Annotated in this window: 16 protein-coding genes; 13 read left to right on the top strand and 3 right to left on the bottom strand. The window is 60.6% G+C overall.

What is annotated here, in order from left to right; all coding sequences use genetic code 11:
* Window positions 1–72 precede the first annotated feature (72 nt).
* The 9 genes from AB4Z35_RS10810 (at window position 73) to AB4Z35_RS10770 (ending at window position 10743) form a co-directional block, all read left to right on the top strand.
* On the top strand, window positions 73–804 hold the full coding sequence (locus AB4Z35_RS10810) for a response regulator (RefSeq protein ID WP_007996002.1): 732 nt from the start codon (window positions 73–75) through the stop codon (window positions 802–804).
* The gene (locus tag AB4Z35_RS10805; protein WP_442097000.1) at window positions 794–2263 is read left to right on the top strand and encodes an ATP-binding protein; all 1470 of its coding nucleotides are present in this window, start codon (window positions 794–796) and stop codon (window positions 2261–2263) included. Before AB4Z35_RS10810 ends, AB4Z35_RS10805 begins: the two co-directional genes overlap by 11 nt.
* A gap of 228 nt (window positions 2264–2491) precedes the next feature.
* A complete protein-coding gene (locus AB4Z35_RS10800) occupies window positions 2492–3751 on the top strand; it encodes a D-mannose isomerase (RefSeq protein ID WP_442096999.1) in 1260 nt (419 codons plus the stop codon).
* A gap of 117 nt (window positions 3752–3868) precedes the next feature.
* Entirely contained in the window at window positions 3869–5167 is a 1299-nt protein-coding gene (locus tag AB4Z35_RS10795) for an ABC transporter substrate-binding protein (protein WP_116261965.1), read from the top strand.
* 154 nt (window positions 5168–5321) lie between these two features.
* Entirely contained in the window at window positions 5322–6230 is a 909-nt protein-coding gene (locus AB4Z35_RS10790; protein ID WP_007974433.1) for a carbohydrate ABC transporter permease, read from the top strand.
* Window positions 6223–7068, top strand: coding sequence for a carbohydrate ABC transporter permease (locus tag AB4Z35_RS10785; RefSeq protein ID WP_007995997.1), 846 nt, complete (start codon window positions 6223–6225; stop codon window positions 7066–7068). The genes AB4Z35_RS10790 and AB4Z35_RS10785 overlap by 8 nt, the downstream gene beginning before the upstream one ends.
* Before the next feature lie 4 nt (window positions 7069–7072).
* On the top strand, window positions 7073–8233 hold the full coding sequence (locus tag AB4Z35_RS10780; protein ID WP_007995996.1) for an ABC transporter ATP-binding protein: 1161 nt from the start codon (window positions 7073–7075) through the stop codon (window positions 8231–8233).
* A 194-nt stretch (window positions 8234–8427) separates the two neighbouring features.
* A complete protein-coding gene (locus AB4Z35_RS10775; RefSeq protein ID WP_442096997.1) occupies window positions 8428–9774 on the top strand; it encodes a carbohydrate porin in 1347 nt (448 codons plus the stop codon).
* Window positions 9775–9888: 114 nt separating this feature from the next.
* A complete protein-coding gene (locus AB4Z35_RS10770) occupies window positions 9889–10743 on the top strand; it encodes a D-hexose-6-phosphate mutarotase (protein ID WP_442096996.1) in 855 nt (284 codons plus the stop codon).
* A 154-nt stretch (window positions 10744–10897) separates the two neighbouring features.
* Here AB4Z35_RS10770 and AB4Z35_RS10765 read toward each other — a convergent pair whose 3' ends face one another.
* The gene (locus AB4Z35_RS10765) at window positions 10898–11758 is read right to left on the bottom strand and encodes a MurR/RpiR family transcriptional regulator (RefSeq protein WP_177336938.1); all 861 of its coding nucleotides are present in this window, start codon (window positions 11756–11758) and stop codon (window positions 10898–10900) included.
* A 228-nt stretch (window positions 11759–11986) separates the two neighbouring features.
* Here AB4Z35_RS10765 and zwf point away from each other — a divergent pair, with 228 nt between their 5' ends.
* The 4 genes from zwf to AB4Z35_RS10745 all read left to right on the top strand — a co-directional run bounded on the left by zwf (window position 11987) and on the right by AB4Z35_RS10745 (window position 15776).
* Window positions 11987–13456, top strand: coding sequence for a glucose-6-phosphate dehydrogenase (zwf, locus tag AB4Z35_RS10760; protein ID WP_442096995.1), 1470 nt, complete (start codon window positions 11987–11989; stop codon window positions 13454–13456).
* The gene (gene pgl, locus AB4Z35_RS10755; protein WP_442096994.1) at window positions 13443–14156 is read left to right on the top strand and encodes a 6-phosphogluconolactonase; all 714 of its coding nucleotides are present in this window, start codon (window positions 13443–13445) and stop codon (window positions 14154–14156) included. Before zwf ends, pgl begins: the two co-directional genes overlap by 14 nt.
* Before the next feature lie 17 nt (window positions 14157–14173).
* The gene (locus tag AB4Z35_RS10750) at window positions 14174–14839 is read left to right on the top strand and encodes a bifunctional 4-hydroxy-2-oxoglutarate aldolase/2-dehydro-3-deoxy-phosphogluconate aldolase (RefSeq protein WP_007995989.1); all 666 of its coding nucleotides are present in this window, start codon (window positions 14174–14176) and stop codon (window positions 14837–14839) included.
* Between the two features lie 211 nt (window positions 14840–15050).
* Entirely contained in the window at window positions 15051–15776 is a 726-nt protein-coding gene (locus AB4Z35_RS10745; RefSeq protein WP_442096993.1) for an intradiol ring-cleavage dioxygenase, read from the top strand.
* A 2-nt stretch (window positions 15777–15778) separates the two neighbouring features.
* Here the strand turns inward: AB4Z35_RS10745 and AB4Z35_RS10740 are convergent, their stop codons facing one another.
* A complete protein-coding gene (locus tag AB4Z35_RS10740) occupies window positions 15779–16960 on the bottom strand; it encodes an aminotransferase class V-fold PLP-dependent enzyme (protein ID WP_442096991.1) in 1182 nt (393 codons plus the stop codon).
* A 19-nt stretch (window positions 16961–16979) separates the two neighbouring features.
* Window positions 16980–17216 carry a DUF3820 family protein gene (locus tag AB4Z35_RS10735; protein ID WP_003227425.1) on the bottom strand — a complete coding sequence of 79 codons (237 nt, stop codon included), beginning with the start codon at window positions 17214–17216 and terminating at the stop codon, window positions 16980–16982.
* Window positions 17217–17425: the final 209 nt, after the last annotated feature.

Below are 17425 nucleotides of genomic sequence, written 5' to 3'. Positions count from 1 at the left end.
CCAGAACAGGCAACAATTTTTCAAGGTTCATCAGGCATAATCCGCCCAATTCAAACAACAAGGACGCCGCCCGTGAGCTCAGTCAACAAGTCGATTTTGTTGGTCGATGACGATCAAGAGATACGCGAGTTGCTGGACACCTACCTGACCCGCGCCGGTTTCCAGGTGCGTACCACGCCCGACGGTGCCGGTTTTCGCCAGGCGTTGAACGAGGCGCCGAGCGATCTGGTGATCCTTGATGTGATGCTGCCCGACGAGGACGGTTTCAGCCTGTGCCGCTGGATTCGCCAGCATCCACGCCAGGCGCAGGTGCCGATCATCATGCTCACCGCCAGTTCCGACGAAGCCGACCGCGTCATCGGCCTGGAGCTGGGCGCCGACGATTATCTGGGCAAGCCGTTCAGCCCACGGGAATTGCAGGCGCGGATCAAGGCGTTGCTGCGCCGCGCGCAGTTCGGCCAGGAACGTAACGGTGGTGAGGTGCTGGCCTTCGATGACTGGCGTCTGGACATGGTCAGCCATCGGCTGTTTCACATCGACGGCGAAGAGGTGATTCTCTCCGGCGCCGACTTCGCACTGCTGAAACTGTTCCTCGATCACCCGCAGGAAATCCTCGACCGCGACACCATCGGCAACGCCACCCGTGGCCGCGATTTGATGCCCCTCGATCGCATCGTCGACATGGCGGTCAGCCGATTGCGCCAGCGCCTGCGCGACACTGAAAAACCGCCACGGCTGATCCGCACAGTGCGTGGCAGCGGCTACCAGTTGGCGGCCAATGTGGTTGCCAGCAATGGCCACTGAGATTTTCCGCAAACTCGCCGGCAAAATACCGATGCCGCGTTCGCTGCTCGGGCGGATGTTGCTGTTGACCTTGCTGGCGGTGTTGTTCGCCCAGACGCTGTCGAGCGTGATCTGGGTTTCGCAATTGCGCGCCACGCAGCTCGAGGGCCTGGTCACCAGCGCCCGCAGCCTGGCCCATTCGATGACGGCCAGTGTCAGTTACTTCCGTTCGTTGCCGGTGGCGTTTCGGCCGTTGGTGCTCGATCAGTTGCGCAGCATGGGCGGCACCCGGTTCGTGGTGACGCTCAACGATAAACCTCTGGGCATGGAAGTACTGCCCATCACCCCGCGCAAAGCGGCCGTGCTCAAAGCGGTGGACGAAGTGCTGCGCCAGTCCCTCGGCCAGGACGCGGACATCTCGGTAACCTTCGTCAGCCCGGAAGACCTGCGCATCTTCAATGGCGGCCTGAAGCTCGATGAGTTGCCCCGCTCCTGGGCGCACTACGCGCTGACCCTGGAACCGGTGAACCCGCCGGTGCTGGTCACGCAGATCCAGATGGCGCCAGGCGAATGGCTGTACATCGCCTCGCTGTTGCCCGAGCCCTATACCAGTCTTGAAGAGCAGGGCCTGCCGGCGCAGCAGGTGTGGTTCATCCTCCTGACCAGCGGCTTTTTGCTGTTGTTCATCGGCCTGCTGGTGCACTGGCAGAGTCGTCCGCTCAAGCGCCTGGCGCGGGCGGCCCGGGATCTGTCGTTGGGAGCCGACGTGGAACCGGTGGCTGAAGGCGGGGGCAGCGAAGTCGTCGAGGTTGGACGCGCGTTCAACACCATGCGCGAGCGCATCAGCCGTTACCTGACGGAGCGCAGTCAGTTGTTCAGCGCCATTTCCCACGACCTGCGCACACCGATCACCCGCTTGCGCCTGCGGGTCGAATTGCTCGAGGACGAAACGCTGCAAACCAAGTTCGGGCGCGATCTGGATGAGCTCGAATTGCTGGTCAAAGGCGCGCTGCAATGCGTGAAAGACACCGACATCCACGAGAACATCGAGTTGGTGGACCTCAACCATGTGCTCGATTGTTTGGTGGAGCCCTATCTCGCGCCGAACGGCAACGGCCGCGTGACCCAGCAGGGGCGGGCGCTGGCGGCATACCCGGGCAAACCGCTGGCGCTCAAGCGCTGCATCGGCAACCTGATCGACAATGCATTGAAGTACGGGCAGAACGCGCACCTGCACATCGATGACGACGACAGCGCGTTCATCCTGCATGTCGATGATGAAGGGCCGGGTGTGCCGGAGCAGCGGCTGGAGCAGGTGTTCGAGCCGCACTTTCGTCTGGCCGGGCAGCAGCAGGGGTATGGATTGGGCTTGGGGATTGCCCGCAACATTGCCCATAGTCATGGTGGTGAGGTCAGCTTGCAGAACCTGCGTGAGGGCGGGTTGCGGGTGACCTTGCAGTTGCCACGCAGCGTTGACTAGTTAGACCGCGTTATCGTTCATCGCGAGCAGGCTCGCTCCCACATTGGACTTGTATACGGCGCAGCCCCCCTGTGGGAGCGAGCTTGCTCGCGATGGCGCCAGACCATTCAGCACAGCTCTCACGGCAAATGTCACAAGGCAGTGACATAACTCGCCCCCTTCGTTACAAGCCCGCCGCTGCCCGTTGTTTAGACTGCCCCTCAGTCATAACAACAAAAAAGGTACGCCATGGACACCCTCCAACCAGCCTTCAGCAGTTGGCTGAACGCACCTGCCCATCAGCAATGGCTCGCCGCCGAAGGCCTGCGCTTGTTGAGTTTTGCCAGGGCTTCAAAACTCCCTGAAGGCTTCGGCAACCTCGATGAAAAAGGTCGCCTCCCGGCTGATGCACAAGCCCAGACCATGAACACCGCGCGTATGACCCACAGCTTCGCCATGGCCCATATTCAGGGCTTGCCGGGTTTCGCCGAGCTGGTCGATCACGGTGTTGCGGCCCTGCGCGGGCCGTTGCGCGATGCGGTTCACGGCGGCTGGTTCGCCACTGCCGAACATCGCTACGGCAACACCGGCAAGAACGCCTATCTGCATGCCTTCGTCGCGCTGGCCGCCAGCTCTGCGGTGGTCGCACAGCGTCCCGGTGCTCAAGCCCTGCTCGATGATGCGATCGACATCATCGACACCTGTTTCTGGAGCGAAGAAGAAGGTGCGATGCGCGAGTCTTTCAACCGCGACTTCAGTTGCGAAGAAGCCTATCGCGGCGCCAACAGCAACATGCACGCCACCGAAGCCTTCCTCGCCCTGGCCGATGTCACCGATGACAACCGCTGGTTGTGCCGCGCCCAGCGCATCGTGGAGCGTGTGATCCATGGCCACGCCGCCGCCAACGACTACCTGGTGATCGAGCATTTCGACCGCGACTGGCAGCCACTGCGGGACTACAACCGCGACAATCCGGCCGACGGCTTCCGCCCTTACGGCACCACCCCGGGCCACGGTTTCGAGTGGGCGCGACTGTTGCTGCACCTCGAAGCTTCGCGGGTGAAAGCCGGGATGCTCACACCGGGCTGGCTGGTCACCGACGCGCAAAAACTGTTCGAGCACAATTGCCTCCACGGCTGGGACATCGATGGCGCGCCGGGCATTGTCTACACCCTCGATTGGGACAACAAAGCGGTGGTCCGCCACCGCCTGCACTGGACCCATTGCGAGGCCAGCGCCGCCGCCAGTGCCTTGCTCAAGCGCACTGCAGAGGGGCAATACGAACACTGGTACCGACTATTCTGGGAGTTCTGTGACCGTCATTTCATCGACCGCGAAGGCGGCAGCTGGCATCACGAACTCGACCCGCTGAACCGCCCGAGTGCCGATATCTGGCCCGGCAAACCTGACCTTTATCACGCCTGGCAAGCCGTGCTGATTCCGCGCCTGCCCCTGGCGCCGAGCATGGCCAGTGCGCTGGCACAGCTGTCCCAGAGCGGTTCTATGTAACCATACGGTGACATATGCGCGTCCCTTCGTTACCTGCCGGGGGATGGCGCCTGTTTAAAATCCTATGCAGCGCAAGCAACAGACTTGCATGCATAACAACAAGAAAGGTGCTCCTAGATGAATGCGATTTCTCGCCTCGCTACTGTCATTTCTCTCGCTTCCCTGTCTGCACTCCCTCTCAGTGTCCTTGCCGCCGAATCCAAAGGTTCCGTTGAAGTCGTTCACTGGTGGACTTCCGGTGGTGAAAAAGCAGCGGTCGATGTCCTGAAGGCACAAGTCGAAAAAGACGGCTTCACCTGGAAGGATGGCGCGGTCGCCGGTGGTGGCGGTTCCACGGCCATGACCGTACTCAAAAGTCGCGCCGTAGCCGGCAACCCGCCGGGCGTTGCACAGATCAAGGGGCCGGACATCCAGGAGTGGGGCAGCACTGGCCTGCTCAGCACCGACGCGCTGAAAGACGTTTCCAAGGCGGAAAACTGGGATGGCCTGCTGTCGAAAAAAGTCTCCGACACGGTGAAGTACGAAGGTGACTATGTCGCCGTGCCGGTGAACATCCACCGCGTCAACTGGCTGTGGATCAACCCGGAGGTGTTCAAGAAAGCCGGGATCGAAAAGGCCCCGACCACCCTCGAAGAATTCTATGCCGCTGGCGACAAGCTCAAAGCCGCAGGTTTCATCGCGCTCGCCCACGGCGGCCAGCCTTGGCAGGACAGCACCGTGTTTGAAGACGTGGTGCTCTCGGTGATGGGCGCTGACGGTTACAAGAAAGCCCTGGTCGACCTGGACCAGAAAACCCTGTCCGGCCCGGAGATGACCAAGTCGTTCGCCGAGCTGAAAAAGATCACCGGCTACATGGACCCGAACCGCGCCGGTCGTGACTGGAACATCGCCGCCGCCGACGTCATCAATGGCAAGGCCGGTATGCAGATGATGGGCGACTGGGCGAAAAGCGAGTGGACTGCGGCGAAGAAAGTCGCGGGCAAGGACTACCAGTGCGTAGCGTTCCCGGGTACTGAAAAAGCCTTCACCTACAACATCGACTCCCTGGCGGTGTTCAAGCTCAAGGCTGATCGCAAGGGTGACATCGCCGCGCAACAAGACCTGGCCAAGGTCGCGTTGGGTACCGACTTCCAGAAAGTCTTCAGCATGAACAAGGGTTCGATCCCGGTGCGCAACGACATGCTGAACGAAATGGACAAGCTCGGCTTCGACGAGTGTGCCCAGAAGTCGGCGAAGGACTTCATCGCGGACGACAAGACCGGCGGCCTGCAACCGAGCATGGCGCACAACATGGCCACGTCTCTGGCCGTGCAGGGTGCGATCTTCGACGTGGTCACCAACTTCATGAACGACAAGGACGCAGACCCGGCCAAGGCCAGCGCCCAACTGGCTTCGGCTGTCAAGGCTGCCCAGTAATCCCCAGCTGTGAGTGACCCTGTAGGAGCGAGCCTGCTCGCGATAGCTGACTGACATTCAACATCAATGTCGACTGATACACCGCTATCGCGAGCAGGCTCGCTCCTACAAGGGATTGCACTCCGATCCCTACATCTAAACCTGGATAATCCCGATGAGCTCTGTGGCGGTTTTCAGCAAAGCCTCACCGTTCGATGCCCTGCAACGCTGGCTACCCAAGTTGGTACTCGCGCCGAGCATGCTGATCGTGTTGGTTGGTTTCTACGGTTACATCATCTGGACATTCATTCTGTCCTTCACCAATTCCAGCTTCATGCCGAGCTACAAGTGGGTTGGCCTGCAGCAATACATGCGCCTGATGGACAACGACCGCTGGTGGGTCGCGAGCAAGAACCTCGCGGTGTTCGGCGGCATGTTCATCGGCATCAGTCTGGTGCTGGGTGTGTTCCTCGCCGTGCTGCTGGACCAGCGCATTCGCAAGGAAGGCTTCATCCGCACCGTTTACCTGTACCCGATGGCGCTGTCGATGATCGTCACCGGTACCGCGTGGAAATGGCTGCTCAACCCCGGCCTGGGCCTGGACAAGATGCTGCGTGACTGGGGCTGGGAAGGCTTCCGTCTCGACTGGCTGGTGGATCAGGATCGCGTCGTCTACTGCCTGGTGATCGCCGCCGTGTGGCAAGCCTCCGGGTTTGTCATGGCGATGTTCCTCGCCGGCCTGCGCGGTGTCGATCAATCGATCATCCGTGCCGCGCAAGTCGATGGTGCGAGCCTGCCGACCATCTACCTGAAGATCGTCCTGCCGAGCCTGCGCCCGGTGTTCTTCAGTGCGTTCATGATCCTGGCGCACATTGCGATCAAGAGCTTCGACCTGGTCGCGGCGATGACCGCGGGCGGTCCGGGTTACTCCTCCGACCTGCCGGCGATGTTCATGTATTCCTTCACCTTCAGCCGTGGCCAGATGGGCATCGGTTCGGCCAGCGCCATGCTGATGCTCGGTGCCGTGCTGACCATCCTCGTGCCGTACCTGTACTCCGAGCTGCGAGGCAAACGCCATGACTAATCAACTCGGCAAGCCAGCCTTGAGCTTCAGCCGCATTGCGATCTACGCAACCCTGCTGCTGGCGGCTGCAGTGTATTTGATCCCGCTGGTGGTGATGCTGCTGACCAGTTTCAAATCCCCGGAAGACATCCGCACCGGCAACCTGTTGAGCTGGCCGACCGTGATCGACGGCATTGGCTGGATCAAGGCCTGGGATGTGGTTGGCGGCTACTTCTGGAACTCGGTGAAGATCACCGTGCCAGCGGTTTTGATTTCTACCTTTATCGGCGCAATGAACGGCTACGTGCTGTCGATGTGGCGCTTCCGTGGTTCGCAACTGTTCTTCGGCCTGCTGTTGTTCGGTTGCTTCCTGCCATTCCAGACCGTGCTGTTGCCGGCCTCGTTCACCCTCGGCAAGTTCGGCCTGGCCAACACCACCACCGGCCTGGTGCTGGTGCACGTGGTCTACGGCCTGGCGTTCACCACGCTGTTCTTCCGCAACTACTACGTGAGCATTCCGGATGCGCTGGTCAAGGCGGCGCGGCTCGATGGTGCGGGCTTCTTCACGATCTTCCTGAAGATCCTGCTGCCGATGTCGATCCCGATCGTGATGGTCTGCCTGATCTGGCAGTTCACCCAGATCTGGAATGACTTCCTGTTCGGCGTGGTCTTCGCCAGTGGCGACGCCCAGCCAATTACCGTGGCCCTGAACAACCTGGTCAACACCAGCACCGGGGCCAAGGAATACAACGTTGATATGGCCGCCGCGATGATCGCCGGGCTGCCGACACTGCTGGTCTACATATTCGCTGGCAAGTATTTCCTGCGTGGGCTGACGTCCGGCGCGGTCAAGGGGTAGAAAAATGGCAACTCTCGAATTACGCAACGTCAACAAGACCTACGGCCCCGGCCTGCCGGACACCCTGAAAAACATCGAACTGAAAATCGATGACGGTGAGTTCCTGATCCTGGTCGGCCCGTCGGGCTGCGGCAAGTCGACCTTGATGAACTGCATCGCCGGCCTGGAAACCATCAGCGGTGGCGCAATCCTGGTGGACGACGCGGACATCAGCGGCATGAGCCCCAAGGATCGCGACATCGCCATGGTGTTCCAGTCCTACGCGCTGTACCCGACCATGAGCGTGCGCGACAACATCGCCTTCGGCCTGAAGATTCGCAAAATGCCGACTGCCGAAATCGACGAAGAAGTCGCTCGGGTTTCCAAGCTGTTGCAGATCGAGCACCTGCTCAGTCGCAAGCCTGGCCAGCTCTCCGGTGGCCAGCAGCAACGTGTGGCGATGGGTCGTGCATTGGCGCGGCGGCCGAAGATTTATCTGTTCGACGAACCACTGTCCAACCTCGACGCCAAGCTGCGGGTCGAGATGCGCACCGAAATGAAACTGATGCACCAGCGCCTGAAAACCACCACGGTCTACGTGACCCACGACCAGATCGAAGCCATGACCCTGGGCGACAAGGTGGCGGTGATGAAGGACGGGATCATCCAGCAGTTCGGCACGCCGAAAGACATCTACAACAACCCGGCCAACCTGTTCGTGGCGAGCTTCATCGGCTCGCCGCCAATGAACTTCATCCCGCTGCGCCTGCAGCGCAAGGACGGTCGTCTGCTGGCGCTGCTCGACAGCGGCCAGGCTCGTTGCGAATTGCCGCTGGGCATGCAGGACGCCGGTCTTGAAGATCGTGAAGTGATCCTCGGCATGCGCCCTGAACAGATCATTCTGGCCAACGGCGATGCGAATGGCTTGCCGACCATTCGTGCCGAAGTCCAGGTCACCGAACCGACCGGTCCCGACACTTTGGTCTTCGTCAACCTCAACGACACCAAGGTCTGCTGCCGCCTGGCACCGGACGTGGCGCCGGCGGTGGGCGAGACCCTGACCCTGCAATTCGATCCGGCGAAAGTGCTGCTGTTCGATGCCAAGAGCGGGGAGCGGCTGGGGGTTGCCGGTGTGCCAAAAGCGGAGACTCACGCTGCCAACGTAGCGCAATTCAAAAGCCGCTGAAGAACAAGAAATGTGGGAGCGGGCTTGCTCGCGAAGGCGATGGATCAGTCGACATCTGCGTTGAATGGCACACCGCATTCGCGAGCAAGCCCGCTCCCACAGGGGGGGATATGCGTCGGGTGGAGACATCCGTCGCAACCGTTGTAACCGCGTTAAAAAAGAAAAGTTAATAACAATAAAACGAGGATGTAGGGATGAAGATGAAGAACAAGGCCCGGTTGATCTGCCAAGTGTCAGCAGCGGCAGCACTGGTTCTGGCCGGCAATGCGATGGCCGATGAAGCGTTCAGCTCCGACTCCAAGTGGATGACGGGCGACTGGGGTGGCGAGCGTACCAAGCTGATCGAGCAAGGCATCGACATCAAGATGGACTACGTCGGTGAAGTGGGGGCCAACCTACATGGCGGGTTCAACGATGACAAGACCGCGCGCTACAGCGATCAGTTCGGCCTGGGCGCGGCGCTGGACCTGGAAAAACTGTTCGGCTGGGACAACACCCAGGCCAAGATCCAGCTCACCAACCGGAACGGCGAGAACATCTCCAATGACCGTATCGGCGACCCGCGTGCCGGCACCCTGAGTTCCTCCCAGGAAGTCTTCGGTCGTGGCCATATGGTGCGTCTGACCCAGCTGTGGATCCAGCACCAGTTCTTCGACAACAAACTGGACGTCAAGGCCGGTTACTTCGGTGAAGGTGAAGACTTCAACACCTTCCCGTGCGAATTCCAGAACCTGGCGTTCTGCGGATCCCAGGTGGGTAACTGGGCCACCAACATCTGGTACAACTGGCCGGTGATGCAGGCGGCGATCCGCGTGAAGTACAACATCAATGACGAGCTCTACGCCCAGATCGGCGCGTACAACCAGAACACGTCGCAACTGGAGCACGGTAACGGCTTCAAGCTCAGCGGCAGTGGTACCAATGGCACCGTCCTGCCGGTCGAGCTGGTCTGGTCGCCAAAGGTCAACAACCTGCCGGGCGAATACCGTGTCGGTTACTACAAAAGCACAGCCCCTGCTGATGACGTTCTCAAGGACGACAATGGTCAGGACGCAGCGACCACCGGCAACGCATTCCGCGTCCACGATAGCAAGCATGGCTACTGGTTCGTCGCGCAACAGCAACTCACCAGCCACAATGGCGACGCCTCTCGTGGTCTGAACATTGCCGCCAACGCCACTTTCCACGACAAGGACACCAACTTCATCGACAACTACCAGTCGCTGATGTTTGTGTACAAGGGCCCGTTCGACGCGCGTCCGAAGGATGACGTGGGCATCGGTTTCGCCCGTATCCACGTCAACGATGATGTGAAGAAAAACGCCGAGCTGACCAACGCGGCCAACGGTGTTTCGGACTACAACGATCCGGTGTTCTCGCCCATTCGTGAAACCGAATACAACTACGAGCTCAACTATGGTTTCCACGTGACCAACTGGCTGACCGTACGTCCCAACCTGCAATACATCACGCACCCGGGTGGTGTGGATCAAGTCGACAACGCGCTGGTGGCTGGCCTGAAAATTCAGTCGGTGTTCTGACGCGTCTGCGATAAGCTTCTCTCCATGTGCGCATATTTGCGGACAGCCATGGCTGTCCGCTTTTTTTTGCGGGCCGCGCACCCCGGTGACCGATGATTTTCAGGATCGTGGCACATGCTTGAGCATCCGCTACAACGCTTCTTCAAATCCTTGCGCGAGCGTTCCGTGTTCGCGTGGGAGCGCTATCAGATGCGCGACGTGCTGGTGATCGATCATCCGCTGTGTCAGGCGGTGTTCAGTCGTCAGGGGGCGCAGTTGTTGCACTTCCAGCCCAAGGGACAAAAGCCCTGGCTGTGGTGCGCGGCGAAGTGGCCGCAGGTCGGTGCCATTCGCGGTGGCGTGCCGGTGTGTTGGCCGTGGTATGGCCGGCATCCGAGCGAAAACGCCTGGCCGTCCCATGGCTGGGCCCGATTGCTCGACTGGAAACTGCTCGACAGCAACAGTGGCGACGATGGTGTGCGGTTGCACTGGCAACTGAAGTTGTGCGACTGGCAGGTAGACCTGCACGCGCACCTGGGTGAGCGCATGGAGTTGCGCCTGAGCACCGAGCATCAGGATGACATGCCGTGCCAGTTGAGCCAGGCTTTGCATGCTTACTGGCGTATCGGCGATGTCAGTGAGGTAGCGCTGTCTGGGCTCGAAGGTGCGCAGGGTTACGACCAGTTGAGCCGGCAGGTTTGTCAGCAGGAAGGCGAATTACGCGTGGACGGCGGTTGTCAGCGGGTGTTCCAGCACGACGGTGAATTGCAACTCAATGACCATGCCTGGCAGCGGGCGTTGTGCATCGATACGGGTGAAACGGCCGACACGGTGGTTTGGCATCCCGGTTCACGGCCATTGCTTGGCGTGACCTGGAACGAGATATCCGAATTCGTTTGCGTAGAGGCAGCAAGCGGCGGCACCGACAGCCTGTGCCTCAAACCGGGGGAGCGGGCGCATTTGAGTTTGCAGGCGCGGGTGGGGGTTTAGTTCAGGATATTGCGGTGTCTTGACTGGCCCCTTCGCGGGCAAGCCCGCTCCCACAGGTTCAATGGCAGCCGCAGGTTTTGTGCTCGACGCGGACACTGTGGGAGCGGGCTTGCCCGCGAAGGGGCCGGATCATTCAACACAGAAGCATCTGGCCTCAGTTGAACTCATCACCCACCGGATACCGGCTGGCATTCAAGCTCTCCTTGATCTTGCGCAAATGCGGCTGGAAATCCACACCCCGGCGCAACGTCATGCCGGTGGCGAGCACGTCCAGCACGGTCAACTGAATGATCCGCGAAGTCATCGGCATGTAGATGTCGGTGTCCTCCGGCAGTGGGATGTTCAGGCTCAGGGTGCTGGCCTTGGCCAGTGGCGAGTTCTCGGCGGTCAGGCCAAGGACCGAGGCGCCGTTTTCCCGGGCGATGCGCGCCACTTCCACCAGTTCGCGGGTGCGGCCGGTGTAGGAAATGATCACGAACAATTCGCCGGTATGCGCCACCGAGGCAATCATGCGCTGCATCAGCACGTCCGCGTGGGCGGTGACGGCGAGGTTAAAGCGGAAGAACTTGTGCTGCGCATCCAGTGCCACCGGGGCCGAGGCGCCGAGGCCGAAGAAGTGGATCTGCCGCGCCTGGATCAACAGGTCGACAGCGCGGCTGATCAGGTTCGGGTCCAGGGCCTGGCAGGCGCTGTCCAGCGAGGCGATGGCGCTGCCGAAGATCTTCCGGGTATAGGCTTCAGGGTTGTCGTCGGCTTCCACCGCGCGGCTGACATACGCGGCGCCACTGGCCAGGCTTTGCGCCAATTGCAGTTTGAGCTCGGGGTAACCGCTGACGCCGAACGAACGGCAGAAACGGTTGACCGTCGGTTCACTGACCGAAGCAGCCTGGGCGAGGGCGGCGATACTGAACCGGGTAGCCTGCTGCGGGTTGAGCAGGATCACCTCGGCGACTTTGCGCTCGGCCTTGTTCAGCTCTTCAAGGCGATTCTGGATTTGTTCCAGTAAATTTCGCACGCGGTCCATATGGGATTCCTTGATTCACCGGCGCCGATAAGCGCGCGGCTAATGCAAAAAGGGCCTTTGGTGAGGCCCGTAACGGTGGCCTATCCTACTGATGGCTCCGACCGACCACCACTCGGAATCTGTATTTTGCGAAAATGTTGTGGTTATTACTACATTTTCCCTTGAGTGATGCCTTGAAAAAAGGTATTTGTAGCTTAACTTGATAAAAGAACAAACATCATGCTCTCGATTACGGTTGAACCGTGCACCTTTGCCTTGTTCGGCGCCCTTGGCGATCTGGCCTTGCGCAAGCTGTTTCCTGCCCTCTATCAACTTGACGGTGCCGGCCTGCTGCACGAGGACACGCGCATCATCGCGCTGGCCCGTGAGGCTGGCAGCGAGCAGGAACACCTGACCTTCATCGCCGCCGAGTTGCGCCGCTATGTCGGTGCCAAAGAGCTGGACGAAGCCGTGGTCGAGCGTTTTCTGGCGCGACTGAGTTACCTGCACGTCGATTTCCTCAAGTCCGAAGATTATGTGGCCCTGGCCGAAGTTGCCGGTAGCACGCAACGTGTCATTGCCTACTTCGCCACGCCGGCAGCGGTCTACGGCGCGATTTGCGAGAACCTGGCCAAGGTCGGCCTCGCGCAAAACACCCGTGTGGTGCTGGAAAAGCCCATCGGCTCGGACCTGGAATCCTCGCGCAAGGTCAACGACGCCGTGGCGCAATTCTTCCCGGAGAACCGCACCTACCGCATCGACCATTATCTGGGCAAGGAAACCGTCCAGAACCTGATCGCCCTGCGTTTCGCCAACAGCCTGTTCGAAACCCAGTGGAACCAGAATTACATTTCCCACGTGGAAATCACCGTGGCCGAGAAGGTTGGCATCGAAGGCCGTTGGGGCTACTTCGACAAGGCCGGCCAGCTGCGGGACATGATTCAGAATCACCTGTTGCAACTGCTCTGCCTGATCGCCATGGACCCGCCGGCCGACCTGTCCGCCGACAGCATCCGTGACGAGAAGGTCAAAGTGCTCAAGGCCCTGGCGCCGATCAGCCCGGAAGGCCTGACCACTCAGGTGGTGCGCGGCCAGTACATCGCCGGCTACAGCGAAGGCAAAGCGGTGCCGGGGTACCTGGAAGAACCCAATTCCAACACCCAGAGCGACACCGAAACCTTTGTCGCCCTGCGTGCCGACATCCGCAACTGGCGCTGGGCCGGCGTGCCGTTTTACCTGCGTACCGGCAAGCGCATGCCGCAGAAGCTGTCGCAGATCGTCATCCACTTCAAGGAACCGTCGCACTACATTTTCGCTCCCGAGCAGCGCCTGCAAATCAGCAACAAGCTGATTATCCGCCTGCAACCGGACGAAGGCATTTCCTTGCGTGTCATGACCAAAGACCAAGGCCTGGACAAAGGCATGCAGCTGCGCAGCGGTCCGTTGCAGCTGAATTTTTCCGACACCTGGAGCAGCGCACGGATTCCCGATGCCTACGAACGGTTGTTGCTGGAAGTGATGCGCGGCAATCAGAACCTGTTTGTCCGTAAAGATGAAATCGAAGCCGCGTGGAAGTGGTGTGACCAGTTGATCGCCGGGTGGAAGAAATCCGGTGATGCGCCCAAGCCGTACGCGGCCGGGTCCTGGGGGCCGATGAGCTCCATTGCTCTGATCACGCGGGACGGGAGGTCGTGGTATGGCGATATCTAAACTGAAACTGCCGCAGGGCGTCAGCGCCCATGCGTTCAAGAGCCCGGTGTTGCTGGCCGAAGGCTTGGCACTGAATGTGGCCAAACAATTGAGCGACGCGATCGAAGCCCAGGGCACTGCGACCCTGGTGGTTTCCGGTGGCCGCAGCCCGGTGGCGTTTTTCCAGCACCTGGCCAGGCAGACGCTGGACTGGTCGAACGTGGTGGTCAGCCTGGCCGACGAACGCTGGGTGCCGGTCGAACACGCCGACAGCAACGCCGGCCTGATCAAGCGTTATCTGTTGCAAGGCCAGGCGGCCAAGGCGCAATTCCTGAGTCTGTACAGCGCCAGTGCCAACCTTGAGCAGGCTGCCGAGCAGGCGGACCGTTTGCTGTCCGAGCTGCCGGGGATCGACGTGCTGATCCTTGGCATGGGCGATGACGGCCACACTGCGTCGCTGTTCCCCAACAGTCCGAACCTTGCCGAGGCATTGCAGGCCGACGGTGTCCGTCGTTGCTGGCCGATGCTGGCGCCAACCGTGCCGCATCAGCGCCTGACCATGAGCCGCGCGCTGCTGGCCTCGGCCAAGCACAAAGTTCTGTCGATTTCCGGTCAGTCCAAGTTGACTACCCTGAGTACCGCACTGGCGGGTGACGATGTCGCCGCAATGCCGGTTCGCGCATTTCTGCAACCCACGTTAGAGATTTACTGGTGCCCATGAGCCAAGGAACAGCCGCTATGACAAACCCATCCCCGACCGTTTCCATGGCGGACAAAGTTGCCCTGATCGACAGCCTCTGCGCAAAAGCGCGGATTCTGCCGGTGATCACCATCGCCCGCGAGCAGGACATTCTGCCGCTGGCTGACGCTCTCGCGGCCGGTGGCCTGACGGCCCTGGAAGTGACCCTGCGTTCGCAATTCGGCCTCAAGGCGATCCAGATTCTGCGCGAGCAGCGCCCGGAGCTGGTGACCGGTGCCGGCACTGTGCTCGATCGCCACATGCTGGCTGCGGCGGAGGCGGCGGGCTCGCAATTCATCGTTACGCCGGGCATCACCCGTGACCTGCTCGAAGCCAGTGTCGCCAGCCCGATTCCACTGTTGCCGGGTATCAGCAATGCCTCGGGCATCATGGAAGGCTACGGTCTGGGTTACCGCCGCTTCAAGCTGTTCCCGGCGGAAGTCAGCGGCGGCGTCGCGGCCATCAAGGCCCTGGGCGGCCCGTTCGGCGAAGTGAAATTCTGCCCGACCGGCGGCGTGGGACCTGCCAATATCAAGAGCTACATGGCATTGAAAAACGTCATGTGCGTGGGCGGTAGCTGGATGCTTGATCCGGAGTGGATCAAGAACGGCGACTGGGCCCGCATTCAGGAATGCACCGCCGAGGCTTTGGCGCTGCTGGACTGATCGCTTCACCCGACACCTCGTTGTGTGTTCTACGGCTTTACGGTGCGCTTGGTCGGTGCACCGTTTTTTTTTGCCTGAAGAAAGTTGCCCGGAGCAAGCTCGCTCCCACAGGGGCAGGGGCAGGGGCAGGGACATCATGCGATACATAGTTACCGCATACCGAAAGTCGACCGGTGCTAGCCTGCGTTCATCTTATGGAAGAGAGAACGTCATGGAAGACAACACCTACGCAGTCCCCTCGGCACCGGTTTACCTGTTGTCCCCCGAACAGATTGCCGGCCCGTATTTCCGCAATCCGAAACTGATCCGCAGAAACATCAGCGAAGGTGCCGATGGCATTCCGTTGGTGCTGCGGCTGACCATTGTCGATGCCATGACCGGTGAGCCAGTCCCCGATGCGCTGGTGGATATCTGGCATTGCAATGCGCGGGGGGCCTATTCCGGCTGGAGCAAGATCAACCCGGATGTCGAGGTCGATACCGGTGACATCGGCGCTGTCCCGCGAACCGATGACGATACCTACCTGCGCGGCGGGCAGTTCACCGACAAGTCGGGCATCGTGCGCTTCACCACGATCTATCCGGGCTTTTACGCCGGTCGCGCCCTGCACATTCACGTCGCCGTGCGCATCACGACCGGCAACAACTATTTGCAGGAGCGGCATGTCGCCTGGGTCGGGCAGCTTTACCTGCCTGAGGTGGCCTCGCGTTCGGTGCTCGGCAGCCGACCGTACAGCGGCCGAGCCGTACCGGTATTGAGCAACGATAAGGACTTTTTTTATACAACCATGGGTGGTGACAAATCGACCTTGAGCGTGCACACCCTGGGGCGGGATTCGGCTGAAGACGGATACTTCGGGCAGATGACCATCGGCATCGACACGTTCGCCGTGTCGACACAGATCAAGCCCGAAGACTTCGACAAGTACACCGTCTGAGGTCAGCCCAGTTCGGTCAGTGCCCTGGTCAGTACATCCATGTCGGCCGCCGTAGTAGTCAGCCCCGGTGTAATGCGGATGCACGGACCGCACGCCGCGCCACTGCGCGTCACGGTAAACAGGTTGTACTCATTGAGCAGGCGCTCGACCATGACTTGCTGGTCGGCATGCCGGGTAAAGCGCATCGACGTAATGCCGCAATACAGGCGCGGGTCATCCGGGGTCAGGACTTCGATTCCCGGTAGCTGCCGCGCCGCACCGACCCAGCGATTGCGCAGATAATTGAGCCGCGCGCCCTTGGCCGCGGCACCACCCATCGCCCAATGTTCTTCGAGCACCAGCGGCAGGGTCAGCAGCGCCGGGATGTTGGGGGTGCTGTACGAGGTACGGGCGCGAATGTCAGTGGGCGGAAAATGCATTTCGCCCATGTCAGGATCGATGTCGGCCAGGCGTTCGGGGGCGATGTAGATGAAACCGAGCGTCAGCGGTGCGCCGATCCACTTGTGCAGGTTGTAGCCGGCGAAGGCGACACCGAGTTCGGCCAGGTCGAATTCGAATTGGCCGAGGGCATGGGCCCCGTCGAGGATGACGTCGATGCCATGTTCTTTCGCGGCGGCTGCAATCGCCTGCACCGGCATTACCAGGCCCGTGCGATGGGTGACGTGGGTCAGGGCCATCAACTTCAGCCGTGGGTGCCGCGCGAAGGCTTCTCGATAGGTATTGAGCAGGCTGTCGAAGGTTGCCGGGTGCGCGTGTTCGATCTCGATCACTTCGACACCACGATTGCGTGCCAGCCAACGCATGGCGCCTTTGACGGTGTCGTATTCCAGATCGCAAATCAGTACCTGATCGCCGGGCTGGAGCCGGTTGTAGTTGCGGATCAGCGATTGCAAACCTTCCGACGCGTTACGGGTCAGGGCGATGCTGTCGGCGGGTACGCCAATCATCCTGGCCAGTTGCGCGCGGATCTTCAGGCTGTCGCCCTGTTCGAAACGCTGACGCACGTACACCGAGTTGCTGCGGTTGATGAGCTCGATGTTGCGCTGGTACTCCTCGACCACCGTGCGCGACATGCGCCCGAAGTAACCGTTCTCCAGGTTGAGCGGGCCGGGTTCGACATCGTAACGGTCGGCAAAGGTTTGCCAGAAGGCTTCATCACGGGCGCGGCGGGTGTTGTCGGGCATGGGGTACTCGCTAGGTGATTCAGTGGCGCGGGGCCGGTTTGCCGTGTTTGGCGCGCAGCGGTTCGAGCAAGTCCGACAAACCGTTGTGATCGATTTCCTGCATCAGGGCCAGCAGGCCACCCAACTCACCATGGGGGAAACCCTCCCGGGCGAACCAGTTAAGGTAAGGGCCGGGCAGGTCGGCAATGATTCGCCCCTTGTACTTGCCGAAGGGCATTTCGCGGGTGATCAGCAGTTCGAGTTTTTCAGGATTCATCGATCGGTCGTTCTGATTCAGTCACTCTGGAAAATACAGGCCTTCTGCATGCAGGCCAAATGACCGACATGAATAATGCCAACTAGCCTAATGCCGATCAGTTAGGCGAACCCAGACGCTACACCTTCCTTGTAGCAGCTGGCGTAGCCTGCGTCCGGCTGCGCAGCAGTCGTAAAATCAGAGTTCGCGGTACGTCAGAGAGATCGTGC

It is taken from the genome of Pseudomonas sp. KB_15 (assembly GCF_052114525.1).
Classification (GTDB): Bacteria; Pseudomonadota; Gammaproteobacteria; order Pseudomonadales; family Pseudomonadaceae; genus Aquipseudomonas.
Note: the sequence above shows the minus strand (reverse complement) of the source record. Positions and strands in the feature narration are given on the sequence as shown.

What these genes read in the sequence shown, in the direction of transcription:
- AB4Z35_RS10800 (WP_442096999.1), top strand. Translation starts at nt 2,492, where the DNA reads ATGGACACCCTCCAACCAGCCTTCAGCAGTTGGCTGAACGCACCTGCC.
- pgl (WP_442096994.1), top strand. Translation starts at nt 13,443, where the DNA reads ATGGCGATATCTAAACTGAAACTGCCGCAGGGCGTCAGCGCCCATGCG.
- AB4Z35_RS10780 (WP_007995996.1), top strand. Translation starts at nt 7,073, where the DNA reads ATGGCAACTCTCGAATTACGCAACGTCAACAAGACCTACGGCCCCGGC.
- AB4Z35_RS10785 (WP_007995997.1), top strand. Translation starts at nt 6,223, where the DNA reads ATGACTAATCAACTCGGCAAGCCAGCCTTGAGCTTCAGCCGCATTGCG.
- AB4Z35_RS10795 (WP_116261965.1), top strand. Translation starts at nt 3,869, where the DNA reads ATGAATGCGATTTCTCGCCTCGCTACTGTCATTTCTCTCGCTTCCCTG.
- AB4Z35_RS10745 (WP_442096993.1), top strand. Translation starts at nt 15,051, where the DNA reads ATGGAAGACAACACCTACGCAGTCCCCTCGGCACCGGTTTACCTGTTG.
- AB4Z35_RS10790 (WP_007974433.1), top strand. Translation starts at nt 5,322, where the DNA reads ATGAGCTCTGTGGCGGTTTTCAGCAAAGCCTCACCGTTCGATGCCCTG.
- AB4Z35_RS10775 (WP_442096997.1), top strand. Translation starts at nt 8,428, where the DNA reads ATGAAGATGAAGAACAAGGCCCGGTTGATCTGCCAAGTGTCAGCAGCG.
- AB4Z35_RS10750 (WP_007995989.1), top strand. Translation starts at nt 14,174, where the DNA reads ATGACAAACCCATCCCCGACCGTTTCCATGGCGGACAAAGTTGCCCTG.
- AB4Z35_RS10770 (WP_442096996.1), top strand. Translation starts at nt 9,889, where the DNA reads ATGCTTGAGCATCCGCTACAACGCTTCTTCAAATCCTTGCGCGAGCGT.
- AB4Z35_RS10735 (WP_003227425.1), bottom strand. Translation starts at nt 17,216, where the DNA reads ATGAATCCTGAAAAACTCGAACTGCTGATCACCCGCGAAATGCCCTTC.
- AB4Z35_RS10805 (WP_442097000.1), top strand. Translation starts at nt 794, where the DNA reads ATGGCCACTGAGATTTTCCGCAAACTCGCCGGCAAAATACCGATGCCG.
- zwf (WP_442096995.1), top strand. Translation starts at nt 11,987, where the DNA reads ATGCTCTCGATTACGGTTGAACCGTGCACCTTTGCCTTGTTCGGCGCC.
- AB4Z35_RS10740 (WP_442096991.1), bottom strand. Translation starts at nt 16,960, where the DNA reads ATGCCCGACAACACCCGCCGCGCCCGTGATGAAGCCTTCTGGCAAACC.